The sequence below is a fragment of the Amycolatopsis sp. NBC_01488 genome (assembly GCF_036227105.1).
Lineage (GTDB): Bacteria > Actinomycetota > Actinomycetes > Mycobacteriales > Pseudonocardiaceae > Amycolatopsis.
On record NZ_CP109434.1, the window covers coordinates 6078696 to 6097142 of the forward strand.

6 protein-coding genes are annotated in these 18447 nt (G+C 68.4%); all 6 read right to left on the bottom strand.

Features of this window, described 5'->3' with window-relative positions; genetic code table 11:
* Window positions 1-134: 134 nt before the first annotated feature.
* The 6 genes from OG738_RS28890 to pglW are packed head-to-tail and all read right to left on the bottom strand — an operon-like array spanning window position 135 to window position 18063.
* Window positions 135-2249: a DEAD/DEAH box helicase gene (locus OG738_RS28890; RefSeq protein WP_329045572.1), complete on the bottom strand. Its 2115-nt coding sequence runs from the start codon at window positions 2247-2249 to the stop codon at window positions 135-137.
* Window positions 2246-3571: a BREX system ATP-binding protein BrxD gene (gene brxD, locus OG738_RS28895; RefSeq protein ID WP_329045574.1), complete on the bottom strand. Its 1326-nt coding sequence runs from the start codon at window positions 3569-3571 to the stop codon at window positions 2246-2248. The genes OG738_RS28890 and brxD overlap by 4 nt, the downstream gene beginning before the upstream one ends.
* A complete protein-coding gene (pglZ, locus tag OG738_RS28900; RefSeq protein ID WP_329045576.1) occupies window positions 3568-6252 on the bottom strand; it encodes a BREX-2 system phosphatase PglZ in 2685 nt (894 codons plus the stop codon). The genes brxD and pglZ overlap by 4 nt, the downstream gene beginning before the upstream one ends.
* The gene (locus OG738_RS28905; RefSeq protein WP_329045578.1) at window positions 6249-10040 is read right to left on the bottom strand and encodes a PglY protein; all 3792 of its coding nucleotides are present in this window, start codon (window positions 10038-10040) and stop codon (window positions 6249-6251) included. The genes pglZ and OG738_RS28905 overlap by 4 nt, the downstream gene beginning before the upstream one ends.
* The gene (gene pglX / locus OG738_RS28910; protein WP_329056873.1) at window positions 10037-13690 is read right to left on the bottom strand and encodes a BREX-2 system adenine-specific DNA-methyltransferase PglX; all 3654 of its coding nucleotides are present in this window, start codon (window positions 13688-13690) and stop codon (window positions 10037-10039) included. Before pglX ends, OG738_RS28905 begins: the two co-directional genes overlap by 4 nt.
* A gap of 17 nt (window positions 13691-13707) precedes the next feature.
* Window positions 13708-18063, bottom strand: coding sequence for a BREX system serine/threonine kinase PglW (pglW, locus tag OG738_RS28915; protein ID WP_329045579.1), 4356 nt, complete (start codon window positions 18061-18063; stop codon window positions 13708-13710).
* Window positions 18064-18447 lie beyond the last annotated feature (384 nt).

Consider the following 18447-nt stretch of genomic DNA (forward strand, 5'->3'; position numbering starts at 1 on the left):
TCAAATCCCTAGGGACTTGAACCCAGTAATTTTTGGACCGGTACGGCCCTGATCCTCAGAGATCAGGGCCGTTGGCTTTTGTAGTTCCTCGAGGCGCCGGTGGTCTGCCTCACCGAGTGGAACGAGCTCGGTCGTCACTTCCCGGGGCCAACGACAAACCGGACGGGCTCATTGAGCACCGCCGCCGCCCGGTCCGTGTCCGCGAGCCTCGCCGCGAGAGTGGCGATGGCGAGCCGGCGGGGAAGCGCCTCGCTGAACTTCAGCCCAGCCAGCGCCCGCTCGTCGATGTCCGGGAGACACAGGCGCTTCGTCGCGTCCGCGGTGCCTGACTGCCACATCTGCCGGGTCAGGTCCGAGCGAAGGCGGACCGATACGTCGTCGAACCGTTGCTTCTCGTCGACCAGATGACCCATTGTCGCGGCAAGAGTCGCATTGGCGCGGAAGCCGGCCCACGTCCACCAACGCACATCCAGGCCCTGCTGGCTGATGACCGTGCCGCCAGGATGCACCGAGCTGAGCCGATCTTCACGCAGCTCTGCCATCACGCGCGTCGCGCGCTGGGTCAGGTGGACCGTGGGGTCCTCGCCGAGTAGCACTTCGCGGGCGGCGCGGGAGAGGTCGAAACTTACGCCGCTGATGCCGGGCGTCATCCAGCGGGCTCGGCCTCCCGATTCGGCAGGTTCCACGAAGCACCGGCGGCGCTTCCAGTCGATCCACGTGACCTTCCAGCTGCGGCCGCCCAGCAGCAGCAGACGGGGGCCTTCGACCTTCTCGGTCAGCAGCGCCGGATCCGTCCGGCCGATCTCGCGTCGGCCTTCGAGGACGGTGAACTGTGGTGGAGCGGTGAACACCGCCGTCATTCCCATGAAATGCTGACGGCCGAAGCGGCGTTCCGCCTCGGTCCCGATGAACAGCAGTTCACCGTCTTGGTCGATAAAGCCCTGCTCGAGGAGGTAGCGGGTGATCGGCTCGGCGCTGCGGTTGAACGGCGCCAGCCCGTTCCACGCCTCGCTCCAGAGCTTGCTGCCGACCGAGTTCTCCTGCAAACACAACGCGAGGATCTGCTGTGCGACGATGTGGCGAGGCTCGGGCGGTGCGTGCACCGGCTCGACGAATCCGCGACTCCACAACAAGACCAGCGCGTACGCCCACAGCAATGAACTCTTGTCGAGGGCAAGGAAAAGACAGTTCCGTGTGTTTCCCGGCCGGCGGCCGGTGCGCCCCAGGCGCTGCAGGAAGGACGCCACTGTAGACGGTGCGTTGATCTGAATGACCCGGTCGAGGTCTCCGACGTCGATGCCCAGTTCCAGAGTGGAGGTGGACACGATGACGCAATCACGCACCTCGGCGAACGCTTCTTCCGTCCGTCTGCGTTCGTCAAGCGATAGGGATGCGTGCGACAGGTAAGTCGTCACACCTCGCTCCCGCAGCGCAGCCCCGATCTCCTCGACCAGCTGCCGGGAGTCGCAGAACACCAGCCGTTTCTCGCCGCGGTGCAGAGCGGCGATCACAGTCGCCGCGTTGTGCACCGAGCCGACGTAGTCGATCTCCAGCTCGCCTGGCGGAGTTGTTCCGGACGCCGGCTTGACGTCAGGGGCGACCACCCGCCCTTCCCGCTCGTCGCGGCCCGACCCCTGCAGCCACGTCATCAGCTCCTGCGGGTTGCCCACGGTCGCCGAAAGCCCGACCCGCTGGATGGGCGCGCCGGTGATCCGCGTCAGACGTTCAAGGACGGCGAGTAGATGCCACCCGCGGTCGTCACCGGCAAATGCATGCACCTCGTCGACCACGATTGCACGTACTCCGGCGAATAACTGGGTGTGGTCGACGTTGACGCTGACCAGCATCGCCTCGAGTGACTCGGGTGTGGTGAGCAGCAGGTCGGGTGGATCGCGCAGGATTGCGCGGCGCACGTTCATGGATACGTCGCCGTGCCACAGCGCTACCCGGCGTCCGAGCCAGCCCGCGTACGTCTCCAGCCTCGGCAGCAGGTTGTTCAGCAAGGCCTTGAGCGGGCACACGTAGAGCACTGACAGCCCGGTCCAGTTGTGCTCTTCCATCGCACTGAACAGCGGAAAGCAGGCCGCTTCGGTCTTGCCGCCTGCGGTCGGGGCGAGCAGCACCGCGTCATGGCCGTCGAGGACCGGGTCGATGGCCTGCTCCTGCAACGGCCGCAGCGATCGCCAGCCCAGGGTGTTGACGATGTGGTGCACCAGTGCAGGGTGCAACCGCGCCAACGCCTGCGTCACGGCACGTCCAGCTCGACGTCGTTCGCACTCGCGGCGGCGTTGCGCTCGGTCTCGGTCAGCTCCGTGCTCGATACAGTCAGCGCGTAGTGCGATCGAGGATCGAAGTCCTCGAACTCGTCGACGCGATCGAGCACGTCGGCCACCAGTTTGCGCAGGTACAGCCGCGGTGCGACGCCGACCTTGCCGCCGAGCTGCCCGGTCAGCGCCGAGGCCAGGTCCTGCAGGTACACGTCGTCGATCAAGGCCGCGATGCGTTCAGGGTGGCGCGCCACGCTCGCGTACAGGTCGCGGGCCCGCTGCCCCAGCTCGACGAGCCGGTCGAGGTCGAAGCCGAGCAGCCGCAACTGCACGGCGCGCGGCGAATCGAACCGGGCGTCGGTGCTGAAGTCGGTGGCGAGCCGCTGGGCCAGTGGCGGCAGGCGCTGCACACCTTGCTGGCCGTCGAAGAACGGCGGGGTGCCCGTCATCACCAAAAACAGGCCGGGGAAGCGACCGGCGTCGATCTCGTCGAGCAGTTGCCGAAGTGCGTTGAGTCCCTTCTCCCGCACGTCGCCACGCACGCGTTGCAGCGTCTCGGTCTCGTCCAACACCACGAGCAGTCCTGGGTGGCCGCAGTCTCGCAGCACGGTGAGCAGGCCTTGTAGAAACCCGAGCGCGCCGAAGTGGTCAAGGTCGCCGCGAACCCCGGCGGCGCGCCTGGCCGACGCTGCGACCGACTTTTGCCCGCCGAGCCAGGCGATCAGCGCCTCCGCGGTGGCATTGTCGCCGGCCGTCACCGCGTGTTGGTAGCCGCGTAGCGCGGCGGCGAACGCGGGTGTCGTCCGCGCGACGTCCGCGAGGCGCTGCTCCATGAGCCGCTCCACTTCGGCCGACAGCGCCTGCTCGTCGTCCTCGGCGACGTCACCGGTCTCGATGACCTGCTCTTCGAGGGTGTAGAGCCAGGAGTCGACGACCGCTCGCAGCGCACTGGGTTGATGGGTCGCGGTGGTCAGCCGCTCGGTGAGGCGGCGGTAGACGGTCTCCAAGCGGTGCAGTGGCGTCTCAGTCTCGGAAATCTGGATCTCGGTGGTCGCGAGACCTCGTCGTTTCGCCCGCTCGGCCAGCCATCGGGTGAAGAATGTCTTGCCGGACCCGTACTCGCCTCGCACGGCATGAAACGCGGCACCGCCACGGGCCACCGTGGCCAGGTCTTCGTCCATCGCCGTGGCGAAGCGGTCGAGGCCGACGGCGAGCAGGTCGAGTCCGGAGCGCGGCACCGTACCCCGCCGCAGGGCGTCCACTGCCTCACGTCGCCGTACCTCGCTCGCCTGGCCTGTTGTCACACTCGCACTCCGAACTGTGCCTGAAGCATCTCGCGATCAAGCTTGACACTGCGATCGCCGTCGCGCAGGGACAACACGGAGTAGCCGTCGACGTTCAACAGCCGCTGCAGCGTGGCGGCGAAGAACTCGGGACGTCGCGCAGCACGGCCCGCGCGCTCCGCGACGGCGCTGAGCGAGAGCGATCCGTCAGCGTCGAGCAGCGCGTCGATCACCGTCGCCACGGTCTGCTTGTCCGGGGCCTTGGGCACGAAGGCCCGTTGCGCGGCGTAGACCTCGGTGGCCACGACCTGCGCACCGACCGATTCGACCGGCGTCTCCACCGTGAACAGCGGCACCGCCGATTCCGGCTCGGGCTTGCGCCGGCTGGGCTTTCGGGCGGGAGCGGACGGCTCGGCCAGCATGGTACGTCGCTGGTCCCACCAATCAGGGGTCACGGTCTCGGGGGAGAGCACATGCCATCCAGCCGGGACGAGCTCTTCGGACGGCGCCAGCACCAGCACCGGGACGACCATCTCGGCCAGCGACGCACCTCCGTGGTAACCGGACTTCCGCGGGGTGTAGCGAATGTCCTCACGCCAGGGGGCGGTGACCTGCCCACCGCCGAGGAGCACACGGGGGCCGGACAGTTCGACTTCCCCGTCGCTCGCCGCGCCGGTACGCCAGCGTGCCGACTCCACCCCAGAGGCCTTCACCGGTTTCTCTGTTGCCGATCGTTCCAGCACGTGGCCGTGGTCGGCGACGAACAGCACAGGCCGTCCGTACCCACGCGCCGCGTCGAGCAACTCGGGAAGGTAGGTGATGTCGTGAATCGACCAGCCGGTGCGCTCGCCTTCTTTGCCATGATCCAGTGCGTCGTCGATGGTATTGAGCACGACGCCGACGACGCCGTCGCCGGCGAGGGCCGCGATGAGCGCCTCGGACAGTCGGTGGCCGGCATGGCCCGCGAGGTCGTTCTTGTGAAACAGCGTCGCGTCGCGCCGGTGCTTGCTCCAGAACGCGGCGAACCCGTCCCGTTCGACCGGTTGGTCGCCGACGTTCAGGGCACCGGAAAGGAGGCTCGCGCGGCCCGCGCGGGTCACCGACGGGATCACTGTTACCGCGGCGACGCGTTCGCCCTGCCGTGGCGAAGCTTCTCGCCACCCGCGAGCGGCGGCCTGCTCACCGAATGCGGTGCCGACCGCGGTGCTCATGCCGTCGAGAACGACGACGAGGGGCGCATGGCGGCTCGCGACCGGGCGAGCGACCTTCTCCAGAACATCCTCGATGAGCAGGCATCCGCCGGGATCGTTGCTGGACGCCCGGGGCACCCAGCCGGCGAGCCGCGCTGCGAAGTGCTCGTCGAGCTGGTCACGCCGGTCACGTGCGGCCTGGTACAGCGCCCGGTAAGCCTGAGCCACGACGGGGTCGCCACCGGCGTCACCGACCCACAGCGTCATCAGGGCGCGATCCACCCACGCCCAATCCGTGATTTGGTCGCGTACGGCTCCCGCGACGGAGACGACGTCCGGAACCGCCGACGTGAGCCACCGATGAACGCGCACCGCCATCTCCGCGGCCCGGAGGCGTTCCGGATACAGCCGCGCCAGCCCGTGGTTGCGGACCTCGTCGAGCGCCCGCTCGACAGCACTGATGCTGCCCTTGGCAGGCGTTGGTGAGAGTGTCGACGCGAGGGTGCGCAGCGAGCCCGCGTAGCTGGACGGCAGGAACCGACTGTCGAGAAGAGCCTCAGTAAGGTGTGCGCTCGCGGCGAGCCGGTCGGCGCGGTCTGCGACGGCGGTGACCCGCTGCCGGGCGAGGGCGGCGAGCAGCCCGCCGGACTCGGCCTCGCTGAGCCAGCGCTCCATCGTCCCCTCGACCGCGTCGGTGAACGCGCGCAGTGCCTGCGGCTTGACCCCGGCCAGCAGGCCGCCGAAGGCGAGCGCGGCTTCGGGGGAGGCGTTCGGGCGCGTGGCGACCGTTCCGATGACGCCGAGCGGCATGGCGTCGGCCGCACGTCCTTCTGCGGCGAGCCGAAGGATGATCCGGGCGACTTCGCCGACCGTGCCGGCCAGCCAGTCGGCGACGCCGGCCCGCTCGGGCTCGGCCAACCGGGCGAACCGGTCGGGTCCGGCTGGTTCGAGCGACCAGGCGAGCAGGGCACCGGGATCAAGACCGCCCTCGGGTAGCGTTCCGCCGCCGAGCCGGGCGCCGATGAGCGCGCGCACCGCCGCATCGCGAGTGAGCACCGATCCGTTGCGGGGCCAGCCGCCCGGCGGTTCGGCGTCGAGCAGGGCGTTGATCAGCCACGGCTCGGTGCGGATGCGCGGGTCGAGATTGGCCGCGCCGAATCGCTGCGCCACGATCCGGGCCCGGTCGACGGTGCGGGTGGAGCGGCCGAGTGCGTAGCCGCGGACGTCCCAGCCGAGCTGGGCATCATCGACGCTCGTCGCCACCACGAGTAAGTCGTCGGCTCCGCGCTCGGCTTGGTGCCGCTGCCAGGCCTCGACGATGCCGAGCACGGAGTGCTGGTCGGTGACGTGTACCTGCCTGCGCTCCTCGGCAAAGCTGACGGTGAAGTCGCTGCTCCCGTCCTCGTACCGGCCGTAGACCAGTACGAGGCGACGCTGCTTGGCTTGGGGCAGCCAGTCTGCGAGCAGTGTTTCGATCATCCGCCTGCTCAGCTGTGGCGGCGCGGCGGTCACGGCTGGTCCTCACCCACGATGTGCCAGTCGAGCACGATGTCGACGCCGGGATGGTCCTTGGCGTAGTCACGAATCTCCGTCGACAGCTCGTCCAAGATTTTCTGGAGCCGCTGCTCGACGACGCTCGTCGTGATCCGACGCCGGGATGGCACCTGGCGCCGGTGATCGAGTGAGGAGCCATCCGCCGAACTCACCGAAGGAGTGGGGCTGAGCTGGTCCGGAGAGGGCGCCGGCGGCGTGGGCAGGGCGGGCGGGGGGCTCACCACGGACACCATCCGCGCGGCCTCGTCCACGAGTCCGACGGCCCGGTGGCGGATACCGCCGAGCACCGGGACGAGGGAGCGGGTGAACTCGTCGGTGATGGCGGCGTCGCGGATGTCGTCTACCAGCCGCCGTGCCTTCACCCCCACGGCATCTTCCCGATCGGCGAACCGGCGCACGGACTCGACGAGGCTCCAGTCGACCCGGTCGAGCGCATCGAGCACCTGTGGCGCCGTGGCGATGGCGTTGCCGAGCACCTGGTCGCTCACCTCGTGGCCGGTGGTGGACAGTTCGCGCACGACCGCAGTGGCGTCGCGAGTGGCTGACAGCCGGGCGAGCAGGTTGGCGGCGTCTCGGGCGATCACGATGCGAGCGGCCGACGTGGGCACGCCCAGCTCGTCGGCTCGTGCTTCCAGCGAGCGACGCAGGTTGTTGACCGCTCCCTCCAGGCTCGCCACCTTGTCGCGTACGTCGGAGGCGAGCCGGTTGACGTTGCGCGCGAACAGCAGGTCGGGCACGTTGACGCCGAACAACGCCGAGACCCGGGCACGGGCACGGGCGAACTCGTCGGCGGACGGAAGCTCCTGGGCGCGCAGCGCGTGCCCAGGGCCGATCTTGTCGAGGTCCGGGGCTTCCCGCAGCGGCGAGCCGTGCATCACCCAGGCACGGTCGGACAGCAGCGCGTAGGTCGCGATGACGAGGTTGCCGACTGGCTTGTCCAGGCCGGTGTAGCCGAGCTCATCGATCCACGAACGGATGTCCTCGACCGAGTAGTCACCGCTCACGCCGTGCTGCCCGGCTGCCTGCTCAATGCGGCGCCGCCATTCGGTGGAGACGTTGAGTGGGCCGTCGGAGACCTCGCCGAGTTCGAGCGGATGCACGATCCGCTTGACGAGTGCGAGGTGCTGCCGGTCGACCACGACGCGACGCTGCCCGTCCTCCATCGCCCGGGTGATCCAGCCGAGTACGGACCTCAGCTCGCCCAGCGTGACGGGTTTGCGGTTGCCCGTGGGGTCGAAATTCGGGTGCTTCGGGTAGAGCGCGGCGAACAGGTCGTCCGCGAGGGTGAGCCCATTCTGCTCGAAGCCCGCGCCGGCGGCCAGCCGCGGAGTGTGCCCCGGGAACAGCGACAGCACGTGTCCGTCGTCGCCGACCTGGGCGCCGAGGGTCGCCTCTTCGGCTCGGGCGATGCCGTAGACCTGCTGCAGGGAGGCCGTGAGCTGGGATTCGAGGGTGTCGGCCTGAGCCTGCAGCTGGTGGCCCACCTTGACCCGGTTCTCCGCCGACATCTCGCCGGCGTAGTCGTCGAGCCGGTTGCGGTCGAGCAGGTACTGGATCTTGAGCAGCCGTCCGAGCTGATTGGATTTCTGCCCCGACAGGAAGTGCGGGATCCAGACGACCGTGGCGGCTTCGAGGCCCTCCCGGCGCAGCCGGTTGACCCGTGCGGAGTCGTCGCTCGGCGCGTGGCCGAGCTGGTCGAAGGGGTAGTCGAGGATGATCCGGACGCGTCCGGGCACGCTGGGCGTGAACTGCAGGTCCGGCAGGTCCTGGCTGTCTCGGACGTTGGCGAAGACGAACTCGGCGGTGCGGCGGGTGCCCTTCCACACGACCTCGCGTTCGCAGACGAACTCTTCGGTGTTGCCGATGCCGAGCTGCTTCCACAGCTGTTTCTTGGTCCAGATGCGGCGGGCACCGACCGAGTCCTGCTCGCCGACGGCGTCCAGCAACGGCTCGATGTCCAAATTGGACAGCTGTAGCCGGAACACCGGGTCCTCGTCGCCTTCGGAGCGCAGTTCGCCGAACTCGGCGGCCAGCTCGCGCAGCCGGCTGACCACCATCGCACCGGGGGCGACGGTGCGGGAGCGGATGGAGCCGTGGTTCAGCGCCGCCAACCGGGTCCCGGTCAGCCGCGCGAGCGCGGACACGTTGGGTGCCAGGGACGCGAGGAGCAGCGTCTTCACGAAGCGGTCGTCGGCGACGAACCGTGGGTCGCTCTCGCTGCCGTACTTCTCCAGCAGGTACGCGCGGACCCGGGCGTGGAAGCGGTGCGCGGTCTCGGACTCCTGCCGCAGCCGGTCGGTGAAGGCGTCGCCGGTGCCGTCGCCGAGGACATCCCACAAGTCGCCGAGGGGGATGAGTTCGCCGAGCTTCATGTCGGCGCGGCGCCGGTACAGCATTTCTTGCAACAGCTTGAGGCCGGTCCGTTCGCGCTGCAGCGCCCCGGACAGCGCGACGAGCACGTTGAGCAGCGCGGGGGAGATCGGGTAGACGTCGCGGAAGTCCGTCCAGTCGGCGCCGGTGGCGCCGTTGGCGTCCAGCAGCACGTCGCGGACGGTCGAGTTGGTCGACTCGATGGCGGCGAAGGCGCTCTCCAGCGCGGTCCGGCCCTCGGAGCTCTTCGGTTTGAGGACGCGTTCCTTGATGATCGCCGGCAGGTTGCGGTCTTCCAAGGACACGACGTCGAACCGTTCGGCCAGGTACTGCACCTGCGCTTCCAGGTTCTTGACGTCCGCGCCGGTGACGTCCTCGCCGACGAGCTTGGACAGGTCGCGCTGCCGGGAGATGAAGGACACGATCGGCAGCGCGCGGTCGGCGTCGCCGGACTCGATGAGCTTGACCAGCTTGCTGACCTGCGTGTTGACGAACTCCTGGTCGGCCATGTGCGCCTGCAGCCACAGGATCAGCTCGTCGAGGAAGAGGATCAGCCCGTCGTAGCCGAGGTCGCGCGCGTGGCGGCTGATCACCGACAGGCCGTTCTCCAGCGGGATGAACGCCTCGGCGTCGCCGGTGGCGCCGCGGATGTAGGACGACATCGGCCCGGACAGCAGCGCGGAGACGAGCGCGTCGCGCACGGGGTCACCGGCGGGCGCGCTGAACGCGCGGTCAAGGTCCGCGGGGGTCCAGGTGCTGACACTGGTGCCTTCGATGACGTCGAGGTCGTCGAAGTCATCGGTGCCGGCGGCGGGTGCGCTGCTGCCCAGCCACTCGGCGAATTTCGCGTCGTCGGCGAGGAACTTCCGCTGCCGTGCCGCGTCGGCGAGCATCGCGTCGGCTCGGTAGACGGGTGGAGTGGGCCGGCCCGGGTGCTCGTGGCGGATGGTGCTGACGTAGCCGCCGAGAACGGCCGAGTCGATGTCGGTCGCGCCGACCAGGTGGTAGGGCACCATAAGGAACTTCTTGCCACGCAGCCAGTCGTCGTGCTCGGCGATCACCGGCTGCAATCCGGGCTTGGCTCGGGCGACCGGTTCGTTGTTGAGGACGGCGTGCAGCACGGTGAGGAAGTGACTCTTACCGGAGCCGAACGATCCATGCAGATAGGCAGCGTGCGACGTGCCGTCCCGGACGGCGGCCCGCACGATCGACAGCGCCTTGCCGAACGCCTGCCGCAACTGGTCGGTGACCACGTACTCGGCGACGCGGGCGTCGGTCTCGACGAACCCCTTGGTGAGGTCGATCTTGAAGTCGCCGGCGTGGACCGATTCCGGGATGTCGATGACGTCCCGGAGGTACATCTCGGCTCCGCTCACTGCTGCTCACCCTTTGTACTGTTGCTGCGGCGGCCGCGCCGAGGCGCGGCGGGCCGCCATGCGGTCAGGTCCTGCGTCGTCAGCTGGTGCTTGGTCAGCTGCTCGTCGAGGAACGCTTGGTACTCCTCGGCCGGGACGCCGCCCCACTCGGCGTCGTAGTCACCGTGCCACTGCTTGACCCACGGCATCACCTCGGCCAGCCCGGCCAGCAACGATGTGAGCCGTTCGGGGCCCCACCCTGCTTCGAGGGTGCGGTCGTTGATCACGTTGACCAGTGCCTGCGCCTGGTCCTTGTGGTCCCACCCGGCCCAACCGAGCAGCAGGGTCGGGTCGGCGTCCGGGCTGGCATCGGGGTACGAGATGAAGCGTTCCTTGGGCACGTCGAGCTTGCCGCGGTGGGACCAGTAGCTGATCTTGCGGAAGTCTGCGGAGGTGTACTTGGGTGGCACCGGGATGTCGAGGCGCTGGCCGGTGCGGTCTTCCTTGCGTTGCTGCTCCCAGACTTGCTCCCACTGCGCGCGTTTGCGCAGACCGGCGTCCTTGTAGCGTAGGGCCGCCAGGAACGGCACGTGCTCTTCGGCGATTATCCGCTCCAGGACCTGTGCCAGGGTGAAATCGCGCTTGCCCAGGTGGTCGTTGGCGTAGAGCTGGGCTACCGAGTGCATGTCGGTGTCGTCCCGGAAAGCGTCGGCGAGCTGGCTGACCGTCAGCACCCGCGGCTGCTCGAACCCGTCGCGGAGGCCGTACCACAGATCACGTCGCTCGCAGCGGTCTAGCAGCCAGGTCTCGAGCGCCTCGGCTTCCTTCTTCTCCCACGGCTGCGTTGACCACCGTCGCTTGCACTCCGGTCGCTCGATCAGCGCGATGTCCCGGCGTTGCTCGATGATCTCAATCCGCGCCTGCACAATCTCGCGGTACCACTCCGGCCAGTGCGCTGGAACTTCGGTGACCGGGGTTGAGCCGTGGCGTTCGAACCAGGCGGTTTCGATCTCGCCCGCGGCGGCCTGGCGTGCCAACACGATCTCGAAGGCTCGCTCACCGAGACGAACCTCCGGCACGCTCCCATGGTCATCCGCGGTGACACGCGTGAGGCTATTAGCGTTAAGGAGTCCGTACAGGCCATAGGTGTGCCAGTCGAGCTCTTCCTGCAGCGCGATCATACGGCTTCGAACGTGCTCATGCTCGGCTCGGGTCGCATCGAGCCGCTCACGTGAGGGACCCTCGGTGCCACAGAGTGCGCCCGGTTCGAGCGCCGCGAGCTGCTGCGCGAGCGAATCCAACGCCCGTCCGACCTCGAGCGGCAGCTCAGGGGGAAGCGGGAACTCCTGGAGTTTCGTGCCGGTGAACTCGTAGAACTCTTCCCACTCGTCACCCCGATACCCCTCGTTTACGCCGCCGTTCCCTTTGCCGTGGCTCACCTGCTTGAGCCAGAAGCATGCCGTCGACGAGTTCAGTACGCCCAGCAGCGCCAGGTGATCGTCCTCGCTAGCCCCCTCTGGCAACTTGATCACCGGCGCGGACTGCTTGAAGACCTTCCCGCCCCGATCCAGCACGAAGTGGTTATGCGTCGCCACAAACGCGAACGCAATCGACAGCGATGATTGAAGTTTCTCTCGATATAGCTCGCCGTACTCGTACCAGCAGAGTGATGGAATGTCTTCAATGAGAGTGCCGAATCGCTTCCTGCGTTGAAGAACCCTCCTATTCGGCCACATAAATCGGTGATAGTTGGGGATATCTGCCGGCTGCCTGACTTTTAAGTCATTGGCATACGGCCATACACTGATCACGCTGGCCGGATCGTCGTAGTCGCGCACAACATCACCGGTTACCATCGGTAGAGCGGCCTCCACGGATAGGCGACTCACGGTCGCTTGGCTATCAACAAAGAAGGCATCGTCTTCTGCGGTGATGGCCACGAAGCCACATAGCGACATTCGAGCCCCAAGTAGCTGGGCAGAGGCTGCAGTCACCAGCTGAAGCAGTTCGCCAGATCCACCGCCGCTCACTGACCAAGGGTAGGATGCAAAGCGCGAACGCTCCGCATCCTCGACCGACAGCCACTCCGACTCGCTGCCCGGCTTGTCGACCTGGTCGACGATCGCCGTCCAGACCAGTCCCTTCGCCGGAAAATCCGGCTGGGTGGGTTCACCGCGCACACCGAGCACCGCGCGGATCAGGTCGTTCTCTCGTCCGATGTGGTTCCGTCCGATGAGGATGACGGTCGGTGTCCCATGGCCGGGGATGTAGGCGCCGGATGTGTCGATCACGTGAGAAAGTGAGACACGCTGCGCGAAGAAGTCCTCGATCAGTTTCTTGCCGAACTCGCGCTTCATGAACGAGTTCGCGGTAATCTGCCCGACGAAACCGGCACGGCGGTCCGAGCCGCCCGTTCGGATCGCCAAGTCAAACAGTCGCTGCGCGAACGGCACGGACAGCGCGTACTTGCCCGAGCAGACCTTGTCGTAGACCTTGCGGTAGTTCTCGTTCTCCTGCTTGTCCTTGACGGTGATGTACGGCGGGTTACCGACCACCGCGTGGTATGAGTTCACCCCGAGCAGGTCGCACGAACTGACAAACTCGTTGACGTCCTCGGTTCGATATGTGTGCCGTTCGTCGGCGGCGAACAGACCCAGTTCGATCTGTTCCCAGTTCACGCCGCGCCCGTGCATCAGTGAGTCACCGATCGCGACGTTGATCGGGAACGTCGGAGCGGCCGCCAGACGCTTCTCGCCGGCCGCGCGCAGCGCCGCGACCAGCAGCCGGAACCGGGCGATGGACACCGCGAACGGGTTCTTGTCGCAGCCGTGCACCGACTCAAGTGAGCGGCGGATGAGCGCCCAGTCGTCGGTGCCGGATTCGGCGTCGCGCCACTTGGTGAGCAGGCGGTGGAAGATACCGAGCAGGAAGTGTCCGGAGCCGCAGGCCGGATCGATGGTGCGCAGCCCCTTGAGACCGAACTCCTCGACGGCGGGCTCCAGCGTCAGGTCGAGGATGAACTCCTCCACGAACACCGGGGTCTGGAGCAGCGCGTAGGTCTTGCGGGCGTGCTCGGAGAGATCCTGGTAGAGATCACCGAGGAACCGGGTGTCCCACTCGGGATCGCTGAAGTCGTACCGGATCTCGCCCTCATCGTCGCGCCGCCGCCAGAACTGCAGCAGCGCCGTCGCCGCATCGAACGACGGCGTGATCTCCCACAGGGCGTTGTGCCGCTTGTCGAACAGCCCGGCGGCCGTGGGGTGCGTCTCGGCGAGGTGGGTAAACCCCGCGATCAGCCAGTCGCGGTCGTTGCGCTGCGGGAACTCGCGGAAGTACGTCTCGTGCCGTTCCTCGGCGTCAGCCAGCCGCTCGCCCGGCCCGGCGATGAAGGGCCACTCGATGAGTCCGTTGTCTTCGCAGAACCGCACGAACACCGTGCCGAGCACCCACGCCGCGGCGGCCTGGGTCACCCGGTCGTCGCGCCACGACTCGTAGGTCGCAGCGGTGCGCTTCTTCTCGCGGGCGTCGTCGTACTCCGCGCGCAACGCGGTGGCGAACTCGGGCACCTCGTCGCTGCGTTGCCGGAGGTCGTCCTCCAGGATCAGCACCTGCCGCTGCAGGTCCTTCACCAGCTGCTTGTCGTCCACCGCGCGTGCTGCCGTCGTCACCATCAGTCCTTGTTCTTCACTCACGCCGCGCCATCCGCAGCTGTGCGCACTTCGTCGAGGAACGCGCGGTCGAGCACCACGCGTTCGCTGTCAGTCAGCACCTCGACGATCTTGCCGTCCAACTGGGGAGTGTCGAGCGCTGACTCCGCCGGACACAGCAGCCACAGGCCATGTGGCGCGTCGTCGGGCCTGCGGGCCGCGTTCTGCAGCCCGGTCAGCAGGGCGTGGCCGCCCTCGTCGAAGTAGCGGGCCAGCAGGCTCGCATGGTGCAGGAACAGCACCGTCTTGCCCTCCCGCGCCAACGCGTCGAGCCCGTCGTGCACCCGCTCCCAGCTCGTCCGCACGTACGACGCCAGCCCCGGTGACATGACACCGGTCTCGCCGAACCGGACGTCCAGTTTGCCCACCTTGGCCCAGTCCTGCCCCCGCTCATCGATCAGCCCCCGGAATGCCGACAAGAACTCCCGATCGATGTCCACCGGCCGCACCGGGTAGCGGGCCGCGATGCCCTCCGCCGTGCCGGGCAGGTGTACCCCGCGCAGCGTAAGGGCGAGGAACCCGCCGCGCTCGACCGCCTTGCTGAGCTTCGTCGTCAGCACCTCGCGCGGATCGCCGCCCGCTGCACGCCACTGGCCGTGCCCGCTGAGCGCGGTCGACGACGAGGTGGCGAAGCGTGACAGCTCGGGCGCAGGCGGTCGGAATGTCTTGGACGCCGTGTCGTACTCCAGGGGGAACCCCGCGGCGTGCAGGGCGTCCTCAAGCTGAACGTGGGTGAGCCGCTCGGCCACGATAAGGGCGGGGAACCGGGCCTGGACCTTCGCGATCAGCTCGGGCTGGGTGATGCCGCGGTCGCGGTGCACCCCGGCCGCCGCCTGCGAGATCCGCAGCGCGCGGACCAGGTCGAGCTCACGTGGGTAGAGCTCCAGCCGGGGCGACGCCGCCGCCTGTTCCGACATCACCGAGGCCAGCTCGACAAGCCGGGTGTCGGCGAGCGGCGTTAGGCCCTCCGGCGGGGGCACGGCGCGCAGTTCCCGCACCACGACTCCCCGGCCGGGCAGCGGCTCTGTGCGCACCAGCTCGTCGGCCCGCACCCCGAGGGCGAGGGCGTAGTCGGCCATCTCCGGGGCGCTCGGGTCCTGCGAACCGGGCAGCGACTCCAGCGCGATGAGCACCCGCTGCCCGCGCCGCAGCACGGCGAGCCGAGGACCGGCGTCGTCGGCGTCTTCGGTGTGCAAGCCGGCCCAGACCTCGGCCTCGGCCGCCGCCCGCACCACCGCCAGCGCCCGGGCCATCGTGCGCTCGGCGCCGTCATCGCCGGCGCCGTGTTGGGTGCGCAGCGCGGTGGCCAGCTCCTGGGAGGTGACGACCCGGCCCGCTTCGGCGACCGCGTCGACGAGCTCGTTGCGCACCGCCGCCAGCCATGGTTCGGCCGCCCACTCCTTCGCCGCGGCGGTGAGGTTCCGCGACACCGATGCCTGGGTGATGCCGAGCCGGGTGGCGATCTCGACCTGCGCCGCCCACGGTTGCAGTGGCTCGTCCCCGTTGGGCAGCCCGAGAGTCAAGCGGATGACATCGGCCTTGCTCGACCCTCGCCGGGTCTGAGCAGGCATGAGGAGCGTGGCCATGTCCTCAATGGTCAGCTGGCCTTCACCGCTCGGTCGGGCGGCATCGGACTCTGCCTGGAGCAGCTCCTTGGACCACTGCTTGTGCCGGCGGTTGAGCTCCTTGCGCACCACAGCGCCCGCACCTCGCGCCTTGGCGATGAGGTGCAACGGCACGTCGAGCAGCTGGGCCACCGTGGTGGCGCCGAACCCCTGCGCCACCGACACCGCGCGCGGGGTGAGGCCGGCTGCTTCGAGCGGGGTGTCGAGAGTGGCCGCCGCGGCGTGTGCGTCGCGGGTGGCCTCCAGAGACGTGGCCTCCAGTCCGACCGTGGCCTGGGTGGTGATCGGGGCGGCGGTGTCCGCGGCGACGAACACCGAGCGCCAGAGGTCCTCCATCTGCCGGTAGGTGTCGAACCGCTGGTCGACCTCCCGGTGAAAGGCGCGCTGGAAGAACTCGGTGAGGCCGTCTCGCAGGGCGGGGTCGAACAGGTCGGAGGCGATCGTCGGCGTCTGGTCGGTGGTGGTGCGGGGGTCGGTCATGCCGTCGCCCCACACCGGTCGCTGCCCGGAGGCCATCTCGTGCAGGGTCACCGCCGCCGCGTAGCGCTCGGCGTGCTCGTCGAAGACCGGCCGGCGGGCCGAGCCGAGGAACGGGTCAAGGTACCCGCGGGTGCCCGCGCTGATGTCACGGTCGGAGGCGTCGGCCAGTGAGAAGTCGAACAGCATCAGCTGGGTGGAGCGGTCGGCCCGCCGGTACACCCCGAAGTTGTCGGGCTTGAGGTCACGATGGCGGACACCCTTGCCCGCGAGGTGGTCGAGCGCCGTGAACAGGTCTTTGCCGTAGCGCTCCAGCTGGTGGTAGGTGAGCTTGCCCTCGGCACGCAGCACCGCACCGAGTGTGGAACCGGCGACGTCCTCGCCGCCGGCGAACTCGAGGTCGAGCACGGTGCGCCCGGCGAGCTCGCGCGGCCCGTCGAGCAGTTGGACGATCATGCCGCCACCGACCTGCTCCAGCGCGCGGGCCTCGGCCCGCAATCGGGCGGCCTTGTCGCCGTCCAGCGCGATCTTGAGGACTCGCCGCTTGCTGTGCGGCTTGCCGTCCTCGTCCTCCTCGGCGCGGCTGACGAGCAGGGCCCGCGCCGTCGCGCCGGTGCCGAGGATGCGTTCGACCACCCAGTCGCCGTCGACGGCTTGGCCGGGGGACGCGGTGAGCGGGTCGACCTGCGGGGCGGTCTCGTCGGCCGGGAGAACGTCACGTTCGACGGCGTCGAGGCGCGTGAGGAACGCGTCGGCCGAGTCCAGCCGGTCCGCGATGTCGGCGCGGGTCGCGTCGAAGATCAAGGAATCCAAGGCGTCGGACACACCGTCGGAGACGGCGTAGGGATGCAGTCCCTTGTCGGTGGCCAGGCGCTCGATCAGCCCGCTGCGCTGGGCGGCTGGGGGCTGCCCGGTGGTGATGAGGTAGGCGATCGCGCCGAGGCCGAACACATCGAGGTCGACCGGGTCGGCGAAAGGAGCGTCGAACTCCGGCGCCAGGTACACCTCGGCGGCGTTGGAGACGTGCTCGCCGGGCAGCGAGGTGTTGCCGATGGAAGAGAAGCCGGTGGTGTCGAAGTCACGAGCCGCGGCCTGCCAGTCGATGATCCGCATGACCGGCTGGGCGCCATCCTCCTTCGCCGACACGTACACCGAACGGGCGGCCAGCGCGCGGTGGTAGAGAGATCGGCTGTGCGCGTAGCGGACGGCCTCGGCGAGCTGACGGACCATGTCGAGGCGAACCTCGGCGCTGAGACCCTCGCCGTGCACGGCGAGGTAGGAGTCCAGCCGCAGGTCACTGGCTCGATGGCGGAAGAGGATCGCCGGGCCCGCCTGGTGCTCGCGGATCTGCACGGCCTGGGCGATGCCGCGGTGGGTGATGCCCTGCAAGACCTGGTACTCGCGGCGCGCCGCGCGTTCGACCGACTGCCGCCGCTCGTCAGTCGCCTGCTGAGCGGTGAGGTAGAGCCGCACCCGTCCCTCTTCGCGGACGATCCCCGTCCGTTCGGCAAGGCGGTCCTCCCACGTGGGACCCGCGTCGAGCAGATCCGAGCTGAGGGTCCAGTCGTCGCCGAAGCGCAGGTGCGCGGTGGATGCGCGGATCCCGATCTTCTCCATAAGCTCGCGCAGAACATGCTGGGAGAACTCCGGCGTGATCCGTTGCCGCTCCTGTTGCGGCGGGCGGGACAGCAGGTCGCGCCACAGCCACGGCAACCCCTCGGAAGCGTCGTCGCGGCCGTACACGCGGGTGCTCTGGACCTCGTCGAGTCCGGACCGCAAGCTCGGCGCGGACAGGAATACGGCCGGCTCGATGCGGGGGAGCCGCTGGCTGATGTGCAGTTGCTTGGCTGCCCACTCCAGCCTGCTCTTGAGTTCCTTGCACTTCAGGTCGGTGAAGTGCAAGGGGTTACGCAGGGTCAACACCCGATTGGAGTCATCCTGGAAAAACCTCCAGGTGTCTCCGTTGTTCACCACCCGCCCGGGGTGCCCCTTGAGTTCGAGCAGGTAGAGGCCACCCGGGACGGCGATGAGCAGGTCGCACTCGTTGATGCGCCCGGACGCGGCCGTGAATGAGAAGGTCGCCCAGGCGCGATACGGCTCGGCCTTCGGCATGAGCCTGCGTACGTGATCGAGGCCGTCCTGCTCCCACGGGTACGGCGACGTCCGCTCCTGGAACCAGCGCTGTGCTTGGGGTGGAGGTGCAGGTTTGGGTACCGATGGTCCACCGCCCGACAACGCTGCCTCCCCTTCTCGGCCGACCAGCTACTCGACTGACGATCCTAGTTGCGTACGCCCAGGCGGACGTCGAGTCCTAGAGCGCTCAGCCACCGATGGTCCACTCGATACCAAGTCGAGGTCACGCTGCGTTACGTTACACCTTCACCAAGGTCGTAGCCGGGTAGTTACGGGACGGTCAGGTGATCGTGTTCGCAACGGGACTCATCCCCGACTGCCAGCAGACAGCGCATGCCCTCCCAGGAGGTCATGCGCCCAGGGCTCCGCAGGTCCGGTCACGGGCATTCCGTGATCGAGCCGGGCCTTCCCAGTCGTGGAAGTCTGCGGCCGGTGTAGCCGCAGCGTCGAAGGGATCGCAGCTGCTACCGCGCCGGCGTCCAGCCT